We start from the raw sequence: 15,179 nt of genomic DNA on the forward strand, positions 1-15,179 counted from the left end.
TTTCGTGGACAGAAAAACGGCCTTCTGCTAACCGGTTGAACGGATCAATACCGGAGAGACGACAAATGCCCAGCAAGACCGAAAAGCTCCTGTCGCTCCTTAACGGCCAGCCAGTCATCCCGGTGCTGAAGATCGCCAATGTCACTGACGCCGTGCCGCTGGCGCGCGCCCTGGCGCGCGGCGGCCTGCCGGCGATCGAGATCACGCTGCGAACCGCTGACGCGCTGGAGGCGATCCGGCTCGTGGCAGGCGAAGTCGAGGACGCCATCGTCGGCGCCGGAACCATTCTGGACGCACGCCAGTTCGGCGAGGCGGCAGCAGCCGGCTCGAAGTTCATCGTCAGCCCCGGCATCACCCGTGAGCTTCTGGCGGCGGCGAAGGACAGCGACGTGCCGTTGCTGCCCGGCGCCATCACGCCGGGTGAGATCATGGCCGCCCGCGAGGCAGGCTTGCGTTTCCTGAAGTTCTTCCCGGCGGAACAGTCAGGCGGCATCGCCTCGCTCAAGGCATTCGCCTCGCCGCTCGCGGACGTCAAATTTTGCCCGACCGGCGGCATCACCGGCAAGAACGCCGCCGACTATCTGAGCCTGCCCAACGTCATCTGCGTCGGCGGCTCCTGGGTGGCGCCGGACGATTTGGTCAAGGCCGGCAAGTGGGATGAAATCGAAGCCCTGGCGCGAGCCGCGAGCAAGCTCGGGCGATAGAGACACCTTGAACCCAAGTGGATTGGCTGCCGCGCGGATTGCGCGGCGCGGCTTTTGTAATGCTTGGTCGATCCGCTATTTGGTCTGGAAGCGGGCGACCGACAGGAACTTGACGGCATTGCCGGTGAACCGGTTGGCGTCGGCCATCTGATCGTTCGGCTGGAAGCCCGCGGTGTAGACCTCGCTCGGCGGCGTGTGCACGATATTGTAGGCATAGCGCGGCGCCGTCGTTGCGCTGGAGACAGTGGCAACATTCTCGCCGCTGTTCAACGCCCAACGCGCAGCCTTCGGCTCGGCGGCGACCACCACGGATTTGGGACCAGGCTTCAGGTCCCGGGCGGTTGCCCTGGCTGCCTTGCGCGTAGTCTTCACACCCGCACCGATCGCCGCAGCCGGATCGGAGCCGGCCGGGCGGGCAAAGACGGCCTCGCGCGGCGATGCGGCATTGACGTTCGCCGCGTCGCTGAAGACCGAGCTCGGCTGGGAGAGCGAAGCGACCTGGTATTCGTCGGTTGCGCTGACCCGCTCAAGGACGGCCTTGACCGCGTCGGGTTGGACTTGGTCGGGCTGGGCCAAGTCGGGCTGGGCCAAGTGGGGGCGCGCCGACGGCAGCACCGAGAACGCATCGGTAGCGGTCTTGCCGTGCCCGGCCGTATCCGCCAGCGCCAAAAGCACGTCCTTGTCCTGCGGCGCAAGGTCGGCCGCAGCAACGTCGGCCGGCAGCGAGTGATTGGGACGCCAGGTCGGCAACGGAATGTTGTTGGCCACAGCCTGCGCCGGATCGGCGACAGCGGACGGGTCGGCCATGCCAAACGGAGCGCTTGCCGGCGCTTGTGCGGTCGCCACCGCCTGTTCGGTGGTAGCGGTGGCATCCGCCACGCCGAACGGAACGTTTTCGGGTGGCTGGGCGCCGACATCGGTCTTCGGACGCGGGGCGAAATCAGGCAGCGGAATGCTGCGCGCCGGCAGCGCCGCGATGATCGTTTCCGGCGTGTCCTCCTCCGGTTCCGGAGCAGGCGCATCGGCGATTTGCGGAATCTCGGCGCGCTTGGCATCCTCAGGCGACACGATGGCAATGCCCGGAAGCTTGCTGTCCTTGGCGGCCGGCGCCGGCTTCGCGTTCGCCAGTTTCACGGTCTTTGGCTTCGGCGCCGGCGCGGCTGCCACATCGGCGCTGTCATCCGCCTCGTCTTCACCGCCGCCGAAGAAAGCCGCCAGCAGACCGCCGGATCTTTTGGAACCGCCACCTGCGCTGGCCAGTTCAATAGCGGGGCTGCCGGCGCCCTTGCGCGACTTGTAGGAGGCGAGCGCCTGTGAATAGCCGGGCAGCGGCTTGCCGTCGCTCGGCACGTGCAGCGTCTTGCCATTGGGGAACACGCGCGCCAGCTCCTGGCGGCTGATGCCCGGCCAGTGGCGCACATTGCCGACATCCATGTGGACAAAGGGCGAGCCGGACGACGGATAGTAGCCGACGCCGCCGCCCTGCATCCGCAGACCGATGTCGCGCAGTTTCTTCAGCGGCACACCGGGAATGTAAAAGTCCATCGCCTTGCCGAGCATATGCTGGCTTTTCTTGGCGACGCCCCTGCTGCGACTGCGCAGCATCGAGTTCGTGGACGACGAGCGATAACCGCACACGACCTGGATATAGTCGCGGGCGCCGCTCTGCCGGTAAGCCTCCCAGACCAGGTCCAGCAGGCGCGGATCCATCTTGGTCGGCTCGTTGCGGCGCCAGTCGCGCAGGATGACGTTGATCTTTTTCAGACCCGCCTGGTCGTAGCGGCCGCCGCGCTTGAAGACGATCTCCGCCTTCTCTTTGGTGTGGAGGTTATAGAGTTTCAGCGAACGTGTCTGGGCGCTGGCCCCGGTCGCAGCCGCTGCAAGGAAGCCAAAGGCGAGAATCACCGCTGCCAGCCATCTCGGCCAGACGCTCATGTGATAGTGCCGCCCGTTTGTGTGTCGTTCGACTTTGTTCAAATCAAAAGGCCTTGCAGGCTGCCGTTTGTCCCCGGATTTGACCAACGGATGCGATGATGTTTGCATCCGAATATCGATCCTAATGGTTAATCATCGCTTATTGAAGCCGAAATGCGGTAACACCGTGGCGATATCCCGTCAAAAATATTGCGCAGGGTTTCTTGGTAAACTGCTGGTTTAGATCATGTTTCGGGCTTTGCCATGAACACGATCTGTTACCGACCGCCTTAATGCGTGAACACTGCCGCAAGCATGCCGTCTGATGCGCGTCACGCCCTCATCGATGATGTCAAACGTCCTGACGCCGGGCTGGCAAGCTGGTTCGAACTTGCTTTGTCAGGAAGCAAGCCGGTCGACACGGCCTGTTTCCGGATCGATGCCGTATTCCTTGAGCTTCCTGTAGAGCGTCGAGCGGCCGATGCCGAGGCGGCGGGCAACTTCGCTCATCTGGCCGCTGTAATGGTCGATGGCGAGCTTGATCATTTCGAGTTCGACATCGGCCAGCGCGCGTACATTGCCGCGTTCGTCGAGCGCCCGCAGCGTGCCGAAGCGGGGCTGCGGACTGGCCGGCGGATCGGTCTCGGTCGCAGCGATGCCGTTATTGGCCGGCGCGTCCTCGCCAAGCGGCCCGATGATCAAGGGCGATGCGGGATATGGCAACGCGCCATGCGCATCGAGGTTGACGGTGCCCTCGACCTGCGCCCGGATCTGCGGAAACTCCTCCTCAGTCAGCACATCGCCTTCGCAAAGCACCGAGGCCCGGAAGACGGCGTTTTCCAGCTGCCGGATGTTTCCCGGCCAGTCGTAGGCCTGCAGCATAGCGAGCGCCGCAGCCGAAATGCCGTGCAGACGGCGACGTGGATCGGTGGGCGCAACCTTCTCCAGGAAGTGCTCGACCAAATACGGGATGTCTTCGCGACGATCGCGCAGCGGCGGCACGAAAATCGGATAGACGTTCAGCCGGTAGAACAGATCCTCGCGGAACTTGCTGTCCTTGACCTGCTGCAGAAGATTGCGGTGCGTCGCCGAGATCAGCCTGATGTCGACCCTGACGGTCGAACGCCCGCCGACCGGATCAACCTCACCGTCCTGCACGGCGCGCAACAGCTTGACCTGCACGTCGAGCGGCAGGTCGCCGATCTCGTCGAGGAAGAGCGTGCCCGAATGCGCCTCGACGAACTTGCCGGTGTGTTTTTCGGTGGCGCCGGTGAACGAGCCTTTCTCGTGGCCGAACAGGATCGATTCGACCAGATTGTCGGGAATGGCACCGCAATTGACGGTGACGAAGGGTTTTGAGCGGCGGTCGCCGCTGCCTTGGATGGCGCGCGCCACCAGTTCCTTGCCGACGCCGGATTCGCCCTCGATCAGGATCGGGATGTTGGACGCGGCCGCCTTCTGGCCGAGGCGGATCACCCGGTCCATCGCCGGGCTGTGCGTGATCATGTCCTTGAAGGTCAGATGGCCACCGCGCCGCCGCGACGTGCGCTTCATCTCGCCCTCGACCGCCTCGACTTTGAGCGCATTGCCGATCGATGCCTGCAGCCTGTCGGGAGAGGCCGGCTTGACGACGAAATCGAAGGCGCCATGACGCATGGCCGAAACGACGGTCTCGATGCCACCCTGGGCAGTCTGCACGATGACCGGAACATGGATGCCGCGCTCGCGCATCGCCTTCAGCACGCCAATGCCATCGAGGCCCGGCATGACAAGGTCGAGAATGACCACCGACACGTCGCGCGCATTCGGCCCGTCGAGCGCGTCGAGACCCGCCTCGCCGCCATCCGTGATGATCGCGCTGTGGCCGAATTTCGTCACGGCCGCCTCGAGCAGCCTGCGCTGCACGGGATCGTCATCGACTATGAGTATGGAACCTGTCATGACTGGTTCAACTCTGCCCGCCCAATTTGCCCACCCAAGGGGAGACTCCGCCCTGTGGACCATCTTGGCACAGGGTTCTAAACAAGGTTTCAAAAAACCCGGTGAACGAATTCCTTAGGATTTGACCGGCTTCCTGTTCCCCTCGAATTTTGGCCCCTTGAATCTTGGTTCTGGAAGATATGGCAATGCGCAAAGTTTTTGGTCGGCAGCTTGCGGCGGCATCGTCCGGTCAGGGCGCGGCGGAGCTCGGCGATCTGCCGGAATGGAATCTCACCGATCTCTATCCGGGCATGGACGCCCCCGAGCTGACGCGCGATATCGCCAAGGCGGCGACCGATGCCGTTAGCTTCGAGAGCCGCTGGAAAGGCACGCTCGCCGCCGAGGCGGAGCGCGGCGACAGCGGCAGGCTGGGCGAGGCGCTTGCCGCCTATGAAGCGCTGGAGGAACTGATCGGCCGGATCGTCTCCTATGCCGGGCTGGTCTATGCCGGCAACACCGCGGATCCGCAGCGCGCCAAGCTCTATGGCGACATTCAGGAGAAGATGACCGACGCTAGCGCGCATCTCCTGTTTTTCGCGCTCGAGCTGAACCTCATCGACGATGCCGCGATCGAGACGGCGCTTGCTGCCGATCCCGCCTTCGCTCACTACCGGCCGTGGGTGCTCGACCTGCGCATGGACAAACCCTACCAGCTCGAGGATCGGGTCGAGCAGCTTTTCCACGAGAAGTCGATTACCGGACGCGGCGCCTGGAACCGCCTGTTCGACGAGACCATGACCGATCTGCGCTTCGACATCGATGGCGAGGAGCTCACCCTGGAGCCGGCGCTGAACCGCCTCCAGCACGCCGATGGCGAGGTGCGCCGCCGGGCCTCTGAAGCGCTGGCCGCAACCTTCCGCAAGAATTTGCGCACGTTCACGCTGGTCACCAACACGCTGGCCAAGGACAAGGAGATTTCCGACCGCTGGCGTGGCTTTGAGGACATCGCCGATTCGCGCCATCTCGCCAACCGCGTCGAGCGCAGCGTGGTGGATGCGCTCGCCTCAGCCGTTCGCGATGCCTATCCTCGCCTGTCGCACCGCTACTACGCGATGAAGGCGCGTTGGCTTGGCATGGACGTGATGAACCACTGGGACCGCAATGCGCCATTGCCAGAGACCCCGCAGGCGATCATCGGTTGGGACGAGGCCAAGAACACGGTGCTTTCCGCCTATCAGCGCTTTTCACCTGACATGGCGGAGATCGCCCGGGTTTTCTTCGACCGCAACTGGATCGACGCGCCGGTCAGGCCGGGCAAGTCGCCGGGCGCCTTCGCGCATCCGACCGTGCCGTCGGCGCATCCCTATGTTCTGCTCAACTACATGGGCAAGCCGCGCGACGTGATGACGCTGGCGCATGAGCTTGGCCATGGCGTGCATCAGGTGCTGGCCGCAGGCCAGGGCGCGCTGATGGCTTCGACGCCGCTGACGCTGGCCGAGACGGCATCCGTCTTCGGCGAGATGCTGACCTTCCGCTCGCTGCTCGACCAGACCACGGACAAGCGCGAGCGCAAGGCCATGCTCGCGCAGAAGGTCGAGGACATGATCAACACAGTCGTGCGCCAGATCGCCTTCTACGAATTCGAGCGCAAGGTGCATGCCGAACGCAAGAACGGCGAATTGACATCCGACAGGCTCGGCCAGTTCTGGTTGGAAGTGCAGGCGGAAAGCCTCGGGCCGGCGATCAAGCTGCGCGACGGCTATGAGGTGTTCTGGACTTACATCCCGCACTTCATCCATTCGCCCTTCTACGTCTACGCCTATGCTTTCGGCGACTGTCTGGTGAATTCCCTCTATGCGGTCTACCAGAATGCAGAGCGTGGCTTTCAGGAGAAATATTTTACCATGCTGCGCGCCGGCGGCACCAAGCATCATTCCGAACTCCTTGCGCCCTTCGGCCTTGACGCCACCGACCCTGCCTTCTGGCAGATCGGACTTGGCGTGATCGGCGGCCTGATCGACGAGCTCGAAGCTTTGGACAATTGACACACAGCGCTGAACATCCGGGGCCGACAGAACAGTTTAGCCGCAATGCATATTCGGGCCGTTCTATTCTTGCCCTAAATATATGTTCTTAAATAACTCTCCGTGAAATTTTCCGTTAGCTTTCCGGAATCTGTATGATAGCGTCCCGCCTCAAGCTCAGTCGGGCGCGGGGCTCAGGCCAGGAAAAAATCTCCGGCCGGTCACGGCGCTTCGGCGAATGCGACAGCGGCCGTTGGCCATGGCAAGAAAAGCCGGTCGCCGACAGCTCGATTTAAGCCGGCTGTTCCGCGAACAGCGGAGCCACCATCGAATGGTCCTTGTGCCAAGGTCACCACTCCAGGCCACGGCAGATGGATCGGACTGGAGAGAGAGACAATGGGCACTTTTTTCTACATGCTCCTGGCGTTCTTGGTAGGTGTGTTGGTTGGCTGGTTCATCTGGGGACGCCTGCGTGGCGAGCTCGACAGCCTGCGCGGTGACATGGACCGCACGCGCAGCGAGCGCGACAGGCTGCGCGCCGATGCCGACCGCCTGACCGGTGAGCTGGATGTATGCCGTGGCGCCCGCGCCGACCTGGAGCGCCAGTTGGCCGAGGCACAAGGCGCCAAGACCGGCGCGACAAAGGCAGCAGTCCCGGCACCGTCGGCATTGATGTCGACATCCGCGCCGGCCAAGACTTCGACGGCCAAGACCGCGCCGGCCAAGTCGACGCCGGCAAAGACCGCGCCCAAGAAACCGGCGGCCGCCAAGGCGGCAGCCGCGCCAACGGCAAGTGCGTCGAAAGCGGCCGCGTCGAAAACGAGCGCCACAGCCAACAAGGCTGCGCCGGCGGCAAAGAAAGTCACCGCAGGCAAGGCAACAGCGCCAGCGGGCAAGTCCGACAGTCTGCGTCGCTTGATCGGTATCGGCCCGGTCAACGAGCGGAAGCTGCACGGCCTTGGGGTCAGAACCTACGCTCAGATCGCCGCCTGGACGGCGGCGGATATCAAGCGGATCGAAGACGTTCTCCAGTTCGACGGCCGCATCGAGCGTGAGCGCTGGATCGAGCAGGCGAAACTGCTTGCCGCCGGCGATGAGAAGGAATTTGCGCGCCGCTTCCCGACCGCGGGGACTGCGAGCAACACCTGAATTGCCTGCCGGCATCGAGCACAGACTGGCGGCGCCTCGAGGTGCCGCCAGTTTGCTTTTGCACCAAGGCTGCCTTTGCGTCTTGAGACGCCGCTCTCTCGATTGCGCGCGATCGAGCCCCCATATAGAGCGATAGCTTGCGTTATCGATCGCAGCATCCGAGCCCCATGTCCCTGCCCTCTGCAATTTTCCGGAATGACGAGCGCGCGCATCAGCTCGTTTTCGACCGTCCGTCCGGCATCATCGTGGCGCATGAGGCGGAGGATTTCCTGCCGGCGCTGGAAATTGCGCAGGCCGCGCATGACGCCGGCAAATGGCTGGCCGGATATTTCTCCTACGAGGCCGGCTACCTGCTCGAGCCGAAGCTCGTTCCACTGCTGCCTGGTGGACGCCGCGCCCCGCTTGTCTGCCTGGGGATCTTTGACGCGCCTGTCGAACAGACGGTCGTGCGCAGCCACGCGCCGGCGACCAACGGTCCGATCTTCGACGCAAAGGCTGCCTGGTCTTCAGAAGATTACGCAAAACGCTTTGCGCGGCTCCACAATCACATTCGCAAAGGTGATTGCTATCAGGGCAATCTGACCTTTCCGGTTCATGCGCAGTGGTCGGGCGACCCGCTGGCTGCCTTCGATGCGCTGACGGACCGCCAGCCGGTGAAATACGGCGCGCTGATCGCGCTCGGCGATCCGGTCGTTTTGTCGCGGTCGCCGGAACTGTTCTTCGAGATCGATGCCGAAGGCATGATCGAGACCCATCCGATGAAGGGCACCGCCCCGCGCGGCGCGACCAAGGCGGAAGACAAGCGGCTGAAGGCGTTCTTGCTCAATGACGAGAAGAACCAGGCTGAGAACCGGATGATCGTCGATCTGTTGCGCAACGACATCTCGCTGATCAGCGAGGTCGGCACGCTGGAGGTGCCGGAGCTTTTCCGCATTGAGAGCTACCCGACCGTCCACCAGATGGTGAGCCGCGTGCGGGCCAAGCTCTTGCCCGACCTCACCATCCGCCAGATCTTCGCTGCGCTGTTTCCATGCGGATCGATCACCGGCGCCCCAAAAATCCGTGCCATGGAAATCCTGCACGATCTGGAAGGCACGCCGCGCGACGTCTATTGCGGCGCCATCGGCTGGATCGCGCCCAGCGGCACGATGCGCTTTTCGGTAGCGATCCGCACGATATCGCTCTTTTCCAGTGGCGAGGCCGTCTACAATATCGGTGGCGGCGTCGTCTTCGATTCTACGGCCGAGGAGGAGTATCAGGAGTGCCTGCTGAAAGCGCGCTACGCGACGGGAACACCGCCGATTTCGACCTGATCGAAACCATGCGCTGGCAGCCGGGCCAGGGCTTCCTCCGTTTCGACCGCCATTTGGCACGCCTTTACAGCTCGGCAGCCGAACTGGGTTTTGCCTGCGATCCGCAGAAGGTCGGCGAGGTGCTCAGGAACGCCGTCGACCGGCCGGACATAGCCTTGCGCACACGGCTTGTCCTGTCGCGCAGCGGCAAGGTGACGGTCTCGGCGCTGCCTTATGAGCCGCATGCAGCCGACAAGGTGTGGAGACTGCAACTGGCGCGGGTGCGGCTCGATTCGAGCGACACGCTGCTGCGCCACAAGACGAGCCGCCGGGATACCTATCAGCGGGCGCGAGCCGAATATCTGATTAGCCGCGCCGACGAGGTGCTGCTGGCCAACGAGCGTGGCGAAATCTGTGAGGGCACGATCACCAATCTCTTTGCTGATTTCGGCGACGGAGTGCTGGCAACGCCGCGGCTCGATTGCGGCCTGCTGCCTGGCGTGTTGCGTGGCGAATTGCTGGATGAAGGTCGTGCCCGCGAAGCAATCTACACCTTGGATGACTTGAAATCGGCCAAGGCGCTGTTTGTCGGCAATTCGCTGCGCGGATTGATCCCGGCGCGGCTGGGCTGAAACGCAACCGATAAGGCACCGGACGACGCCGATGGCTGTGTCTCGATCATGGCTTTCCCTTGCGCGTCGGGGAAAATGCGTCCGGCCCGGGATAGAGTGGGCCGGACGCGCGGCAGCCGCTTGGGAGGAGCGACTATTCGCCTTCGTGGGTCTGACCGGAGCCGCCGACGGAAACGATGTTGAAGGGTTTGCCTTCGACAGCAATGTCACCGGTCTTCTCGAACGACGTCGCGTCAACGAGATGCAACACACCTTGCAAAGGATCCGTGACCACGATCCTGTCGCCGGCGACCGCGACACGCGGCCTCGGGTCGCTCCAGTGGCCATCCATCGAATAGGGATCGGTCAGCTTGAGTGAGTTTGCGATCTCCCCCTTCACCACGTCGATCTGGTGAAGCTGGCCGTCCTCGGTGAAGACGTAGGCGAACTTCGCACGAACGGGATCGACCGCGAAATGCACGCGGCGCGTTGGAAGGCCGATCAGCCGGAATGCGTCGCTCTCGAGTGTCGGATCGATCAGCACCACCTTGTCGGCACCGTAGTTGCCGAGGAAATATTGCAGGCCTCTGCCGCCGATCAGAGTTGTCGTTTTGCCGTCCGGCAGGCTGTCGGCATAGGGCAGATGGCGGATCGCCGGGGTGCCGTCGCGTTGGGTGACGACAAGCAGGCCGGTCGCACAGGCGAAAGCCAGGATATTGCCGGAAGATGCCTCCCCGTGAAGGTCGGGGCAGGCGTGGATGCCGCCGACCTGCGCGCCAGCTTTGTCAGCGACCCTGATGCCGACCGGGAGTTCGTCCGGCTTTTCCCTGTTCGGCTCCGACAGGAGGACATGGGAGCCATAGGCGACTGCGACGCCGTGCTGCGGCGCGTCCGTCTTCACTTCCCTGAAATCCGATTTGCCTTCCAGGACGGCCTTCTCGGAGATGATACGGGCGACACCTTCGCCGTCGAAAAAAACGGCGAAATCTCCGTCATGCTCGACGAAATGCGACGGCTTCTCGCCTGCGATCTCGACGCCGGCAAGCTTCGGCGCTTCGACGTCGATGTCGCCGTGTTCGCCGTGATCCTCGAAGGAAATGCCGCTCGCGATCCCGGTAACGACGCCGGCTGAGCCCTGCACGGCGAACACGGTCCGGCCGCTTTCGCTGCGATGGAGCGACGCCGGCCCTTTGATCTGGAACGTGTCGAGCTTTCCGCCATTGACCGCATCGATTACGGTCACCTTCGGATCCGCGTGGTCCGAGATAAAGAGGTGCCAGGCGGTTACCTCCTCGGCATGGGCAGCACTTGTTGATAGAGACAGAAGCAGCGCGATGGCCGTGGCTGACGCCCAATTTGTGCTCACGATATTCTCCTTGATGTTATTACATAACCGATTGTGGTCAACGAAAAGGCGGATTGCTCCGCCTTTCCATCGTGGCGATCAGCTTGCGAGAATCGCGCCTTTGATCGTCGTGATGTTGTGCCGCATCATCTCGATATAGGTCGCGGCCGGGCCGTTCTCGCCCGACAGGGCGTCGGAGTAGAGTTCACCGCCGACTTTCAGGCCTGTCTCGCTGGCGATCTGCTCGATCAGGCGGGGATTGGTGACGTTTTCCACGAAGATTGCCGAAGCCTTGTCTTGCCTGATCTGTTTGATGAGGGCCGCGACGTCGGCGGCTGAGGCTTCAGATTCGGTGGAGACGCCCTCCGGCGCGAGGAATTTTATGCCGTATTCGTGCTCGAAATACCCAAAGGCGTCGTGGGAGGTGATGATCGTGCGCTTGCCCTCGGGGATTTCGGCTACAGCAGCCTTGATCTCCTCTTCCAGCGCCTCAATCTGCTCGCCATATGATTCAGCATTGGCCCGATAGGTGTCACAGCCGGCTGCATCGGCGGCACAGAAGGCGTCGGCGATGTTCTTCACATAGACCTCAGCGTTATGCACGGATTGCCATGCATGGGGATCGGACTCGCCGTGATGGTGGTGCGCTTCCTCATGGCCCTCTTCCGCCTCCGCAGCGTGCCCTTCCTCGCCCTTGGCGGCTTTATCGTGATCACGGTGATGCTCTTCCTCGGTGTTGCGCAACACCTCGCCGCCTTTGGTCAATTCCACGATCGGCGCCTTCGTGGCGCTCGCCTCGACGAGACGCTGGAGGAAGCCCTCGAACTGGAGGCCGTTGACGAGCACCACGTCGGCCGAACCAACGGCGGCAGCATCCGCCGGCTTCGGCTCGTAGACATGGGCGTCACCATTCGGACCGACCAGCGTGATGATGTCGACACGGTCGCCGCCGACATTCCTGGCGAAATCGGCGATGATCGAGAAACTCGCGACAACCTTGAGGTTCTCGGCCGCGGCCACCGACGGGGTGATTGGCAACGATGTTATGACGCCCACCAAGGCGGCAAGCTTCAGCGTCCTGGACATTCGATCAACTCCTTCTGTTCAAGCGGTTCTGTGGGGGACATGCCGGACGCACATGGCAGGCCGGACGATCCCGTCGAGGTGATGCATGGCGGGGTGACCGTTGTAGCTCAGCGTCAGGTCTTGAAAGGTCACACAGCCACCATTCGATCCCGCTCTTGACGATCCGTTATGTTATGTTATCACGTTCGTCAACCGAAAAATGTTATACTATAACAATTGGTCGCCATTTGTGCTCGAAACTGCGTGGAACACGAAGGAACAACGGATGCCTGGACGTAATCAGCAGTTGGTTCTCGACGCGCTGACGCGCTCCGACAGACCGATGGGGGCCTACGAATTGCTTGGGCTCCTTCGCCAGGAAGGACTCCGCTCACCGCTACAGATCTATCGCGCCCTGGATCGGCTCATCGAGGAGGGCCTGATCCACCGGATCGAGAGCCTGAGCGCGTTCGCGCTTTGCGTCCATGGCGAATGCACCCACGGGCGCGCCGCCTTTGCTATCTGCGCGAATTGCGGGCGAGCAAGTGAAGTTCACGATCCGGCATTGGAGCGGGTGCTGCGCCGGATTGCCCGACGGCAGGGCTTCCGAACCAAGTCGGCCACGGTGGAGCTCTCGGGTCTATGCGAGTCTTGCGCGCATGGATGAGATGCCCGTCTTCGTGCTCACCGGTTTTCTCGGCGCCGGCAATGCTCGCCGCATCTTTCGCCGCGCAACTGCTGGCGCTCGACCCTTGCCCAACTCGACTAGAAGGGCATGACCGACGAGCGTCACCGGCTGGCCGCTCGGCTCAAGGCGCTGGCGCTGTCCTAAATTGCGGCCAGGCCTAGCAGCAGGATCGCCGACATCGCGGTAAAGACCGTGACATTGACATCCCACCGCCAGCCTGCTGGTCCGAACGGCGGTCGGAATGGCAGGTAGCCGTTCTCGTCATAGAGCACGCCGCCATAGATCGGTCGTGAGAGCATGGCCACGAAGAACGCTCCATACATGACGGCGCCCAATCCGCCGGCGAGATAGAGCCGCTCGGCTTCGAGTGGCCCTGCAATCCAGATAAGTCCCAGCGCAATCAGCGCGACCCCGGTATAGCTCAGCACCTGCCAGACGACGTGAAACCGGGCGTGCGGAGTCCACAGCGGATTAGTGGCGTGTGTTGCGTTCAAGTCGGCTTTGATTGTCACCACACCGTAACCCACCGTCGCAACGCTCAGAAGAATTCGGGCAAGCAGATGACTGTCGTAGGCAAGTTCCATCGCACTTTCCTCCTTCATTGGCGAAATCGATGACGGCACTTCAGCAGTTTGGCCTCCGGACTGCCCTCAACGGGAACCGACGGTACGTCGGGCCGCAGGCCGACGTCCACCTTGCCGGGCAGCGGCGCGGGTAGCGTCATGCCGGAACGGATTGAATGGCGCCTTGGGCACAGAAAAGCTGCCCATCGGCCAGACGCGCATAATTATGGACGATCCCATTCTCGTGATCCTGCAACTGCACAATGAAGTTGCCGCTTCGCTCCGTCCAGCTCATGAGCACGAGGTTCGGGCGTACGCTGGTCATGTCGATCTTGACCACCTCGTCAATTTCGGCCGCTCCGATCGACGCCTGCACATGCAATTCCTCAGGCGAGAAAAACGTCAGCCGAGGCACGAATGCGCCGAAAACGCAGTCGAAAGTCTTACCGATAAGCGAGGCTGGAAAAATATTGGTTTCTGCCATGACTCCTCCACTGGCTTGGCCTTTGTGACCAAGGCTATTTGCAATCTACCGGTGCTTCAGTTGCAAAAAAATGCCATATATACCAATTTGGAGCGCTCCAAGAAAAACGATCTGCCTTTTCCACTTTCGAGTCAACAAAATTCTTGGAGCGCTCCAAATTGTGGTCTAACTGAAAGGAAACGAGTGAACCGCCAATGCCAACCCTAGCCGATGTCGGCAAGGCTGCCGGAGTTTCCCGGGGGACTGTTTCCAACGTCTTCAACCGGCCGGAGCTGGTCAGGCCTGAATTGCGCGAGCGCGTCGAAGCGGCCGCGCGGGCGCTCGGGTTTGGCGGCCCCGACCCGAAAGGACGTTTGCTGCGGGACGGCAAGTTCAATGCCATCGGCTTCATGCCGCCTGGCGCCTACGCCATCGCCGAGGTGATGAGAAGCCCCTATGGCCGCGAGCTGGTGCTGGGCGCTTCGCTTGCCTGCGACGAGGCCGGAACGACGCTAAGCCTTGTGAACGGCACCGACAACACGCGCTTTGCCAGCATCCGCGAGGCCCTCGTTGACGGCTTCATCCTTGGTCACAGCGCGGATATCGGTCTCATAACATCGGCACAACGACGGCGCCTGCCCTTCGTCATTCTCGAAAGCGATGCAGGTCCCGACATCAATTCGATAAAGATCGACGGCAGAAGTGGCGCGGTAGCTGCCGTCCGGCATCTGACTGGGCTGGGGCACCAGCATTTTGGCATCTTATCCATACGGAGGACTCCGGGCCCTCCGATCGTCCACATGCCCGGACAGGCAAAGCGCCCGCTTCTGGCCGGCTTCCCGCTCGACGACGAAAGGCTCGACGGTTTCAAGCAGGGTTTGGCGGAGGCGAATTTGTCGATCGACGATGTCCCGATCATCGAGACGACGCCGGGCGATCCGTCTGTTGGAGCAGTGGTATTCGACAATGTGCCGGAAGCCACCGCAATCCTGACCATGTCGGACTGGCAAGCGATCACAATACTCGACGAGGCGGTTCGGCGCGGCATAGAGGTGCCGGGCCATGTATCGGTCATTGGCTTCGATGGCACTGCCGAATCCGCACGCACCAGGCCGCCGCTGACGACTATTGCGCACGACGTGATCGGAAAAGGCAGGCTCGCCGCTCGCATGGTTCTTGACAATGAACCACCCCGCCAAGTCGTTCTGCCTGTGGAACTGGTGGTTCGGGCGTCCACAGCCGCGCCGAGGGCAAAAATCCGCTGAACGGGCGCGCGCGTTGCTGGCGTGGTGCGCACGCCGCGGTTACGCAGCCACTGGCGAGACTGAAGCCTATCCTTCGCGACATTCGCTTTTGGTCATCCAAGCGTGACGATCTGTATTTTTGCCGTGCTGTGCAAGCGGCTTTGAACGTATGGGCGGATCGAACGGAAGTTACCGCA

The 15,179-nt window shown here is 62.4% G+C and carries 13 protein-coding genes; 7 read left to right on the forward strand and 6 right to left on the reverse strand.

The window, feature by feature from the left end; translation table 11 throughout:
* Window positions 1-65 precede the first annotated feature (65 nt).
* Window positions 66-704 carry a 2-dehydro-3-deoxy-phosphogluconate aldolase gene (locus tag RPG13_RS29795; protein ID WP_126105139.1) on the forward strand — a complete coding sequence of 213 codons (639 nt, stop codon included), beginning with the start codon at window positions 66-68 and terminating at the stop codon, window positions 702-704.
* A gap of 75 nt (window positions 705-779) precedes the next feature.
* On the opposite strand, the gene RPG13_RS29800 is transcribed toward RPG13_RS29795, so the two are convergent.
* Window positions 780-2,639, reverse strand: coding sequence for a DUF882 domain-containing protein (locus RPG13_RS29800; RefSeq protein ID WP_292672040.1), 1,860 nt, complete (start codon window positions 2,637-2,639; stop codon window positions 780-782).
* Window positions 2,640-3,017: 378 nt separating this feature from the next.
* Window positions 3,018-4,559, reverse strand: a complete 1,542-nt coding sequence (locus RPG13_RS29805; RefSeq protein ID WP_337126674.1) for a sigma-54-dependent transcriptional regulator — start codon at window positions 4,557-4,559, stop codon at window positions 3,018-3,020.
* A 185-nt stretch (window positions 4,560-4,744) separates the two neighbouring features.
* Between RPG13_RS29805 and RPG13_RS29810 the strand changes: the two genes are divergently transcribed.
* From RPG13_RS29810 to RPG13_RS29825, 4 genes are all read left to right on the forward strand, one after another.
* Window positions 4,745-6,583 (forward strand): M3 family oligoendopeptidase, encoded by a 1,839-nt coding sequence (locus RPG13_RS29810; RefSeq protein WP_128335176.1) that lies wholly within the window; start codon window positions 4,745-4,747, stop codon window positions 6,581-6,583.
* Between the two features lie 375 nt (window positions 6,584-6,958).
* A complete protein-coding gene (locus RPG13_RS29815) occupies window positions 6,959-7,711 on the forward strand; it encodes a proton-conducting membrane transporter (protein WP_337126675.1) in 753 nt (250 codons plus the stop codon).
* A 167-nt stretch (window positions 7,712-7,878) separates the two neighbouring features.
* Complete coding sequence (locus RPG13_RS29820; protein WP_095484079.1) at window positions 7,879-9,024, forward strand: aminodeoxychorismate synthase component I; 1,146 nt, start codon at window positions 7,879-7,881, stop codon at window positions 9,022-9,024.
* Complete coding sequence (locus RPG13_RS29825) at window positions 8,973-9,635, forward strand: aminotransferase class IV family protein (RefSeq protein ID WP_127294538.1); 663 nt, start codon at window positions 8,973-8,975, stop codon at window positions 9,633-9,635. Before RPG13_RS29820 ends, RPG13_RS29825 begins: the two co-directional genes overlap by 52 nt.
* 133 nt (window positions 9,636-9,768) lie before the next feature.
* On the opposite strand, the gene aztD is transcribed toward RPG13_RS29825, so the two are convergent.
* Entirely contained in the window at window positions 9,769-10,980 is a 1,212-nt protein-coding gene (aztD, locus tag RPG13_RS29830) for a zinc metallochaperone AztD (protein WP_337126676.1), read from the reverse strand.
* Between the two features lie 78 nt (window positions 10,981-11,058).
* Entirely contained in the window at window positions 11,059-12,045 is a 987-nt protein-coding gene (gene aztC / locus RPG13_RS29835; RefSeq protein ID WP_292712164.1) for a zinc ABC transporter substrate-binding protein AztC, read from the reverse strand.
* Window positions 12,046-12,310: 265 nt separating this feature from the next.
* Here aztC and RPG13_RS29840 point away from each other — a divergent pair, with 265 nt between their 5' ends.
* Window positions 12,311-12,691 (forward strand): Fur family transcriptional regulator, encoded by a 381-nt coding sequence (locus RPG13_RS29840; RefSeq protein ID WP_095484236.1) that lies wholly within the window; start codon window positions 12,311-12,313, stop codon window positions 12,689-12,691.
* A 161-nt stretch (window positions 12,692-12,852) separates the two neighbouring features.
* Here RPG13_RS29840 and RPG13_RS29845 read toward each other — a convergent pair whose 3' ends face one another.
* Both RPG13_RS29845 and RPG13_RS29850 read right to left on the reverse strand, forming a co-directional pair.
* Window positions 12,853-13,296, reverse strand: a complete 444-nt coding sequence (locus RPG13_RS29845) for a DUF6640 family protein (protein ID WP_127294532.1) — start codon at window positions 13,294-13,296, stop codon at window positions 12,853-12,855.
* 136 nt (window positions 13,297-13,432) lie between these two features.
* Complete coding sequence (locus RPG13_RS29850) at window positions 13,433-13,759, reverse strand: MoaF-related domain-containing protein (RefSeq protein WP_095484075.1); 327 nt, start codon at window positions 13,757-13,759, stop codon at window positions 13,433-13,435.
* Between the two features lie 194 nt (window positions 13,760-13,953).
* On the opposite strand from RPG13_RS29850, the gene RPG13_RS29855 reads away from it, so the two are divergent.
* Window positions 13,954-15,003 (forward strand): LacI family DNA-binding transcriptional regulator, encoded by a 1,050-nt coding sequence (locus RPG13_RS29855; protein WP_337126677.1) that lies wholly within the window; start codon window positions 13,954-13,956, stop codon window positions 15,001-15,003.
* The last annotated feature ends 176 nt before the right edge of the window (window positions 15,004-15,179 follow it).

This window comes from Mesorhizobium sp. ISC15, from assembly GCF_037162615.1.
Classification (GTDB): domain Bacteria; phylum Pseudomonadota; class Alphaproteobacteria; order Rhizobiales; family Rhizobiaceae; genus Mesorhizobium; species Mesorhizobium mediterraneum.

What these genes read in the sequence shown, in the direction of transcription:
- aztC (WP_292712164.1), bottom strand. Translation starts at nt 12,045, where the DNA reads ATGTCCAGGACGCTGAAGCTTGCCGCCTTGGTGGGCGTCATAACATCG.
- RPG13_RS29810 (WP_128335176.1), top strand. Translation starts at nt 4,745, where the DNA reads ATGCGCAAAGTTTTTGGTCGGCAGCTTGCGGCGGCATCGTCCGGTCAG.
- RPG13_RS29845 (WP_127294532.1), bottom strand. Translation starts at nt 13,296, where the DNA reads ATGGAACTTGCCTACGACAGTCATCTGCTTGCCCGAATTCTTCTGAGC.
- RPG13_RS29850 (WP_095484075.1), bottom strand. Translation starts at nt 13,759, where the DNA reads ATGGCAGAAACCAATATTTTTCCAGCCTCGCTTATCGGTAAGACTTTC.
- RPG13_RS29815 (WP_337126675.1), top strand. Translation starts at nt 6,959, where the DNA reads ATGGGCACTTTTTTCTACATGCTCCTGGCGTTCTTGGTAGGTGTGTTG.
- RPG13_RS29855 (WP_337126677.1), top strand. Translation starts at nt 13,954, where the DNA reads ATGCCAACCCTAGCCGATGTCGGCAAGGCTGCCGGAGTTTCCCGGGGG.
- RPG13_RS29840 (WP_095484236.1), top strand. Translation starts at nt 12,311, where the DNA reads ATGCCTGGACGTAATCAGCAGTTGGTTCTCGACGCGCTGACGCGCTCC.
- RPG13_RS29805 (WP_337126674.1), bottom strand. Translation starts at nt 4,559, where the DNA reads ATGACAGGTTCCATACTCATAGTCGATGACGATCCCGTGCAGCGCAGG.
- RPG13_RS29820 (WP_095484079.1), top strand. Translation starts at nt 7,879, where the DNA reads ATGTCCCTGCCCTCTGCAATTTTCCGGAATGACGAGCGCGCGCATCAG.
- RPG13_RS29795 (WP_126105139.1), top strand. Translation starts at nt 66, where the DNA reads ATGCCCAGCAAGACCGAAAAGCTCCTGTCGCTCCTTAACGGCCAGCCA.
- RPG13_RS29800 (WP_292672040.1), bottom strand. Translation starts at nt 2,639, where the DNA reads ATGAGCGTCTGGCCGAGATGGCTGGCAGCGGTGATTCTCGCCTTTGGC.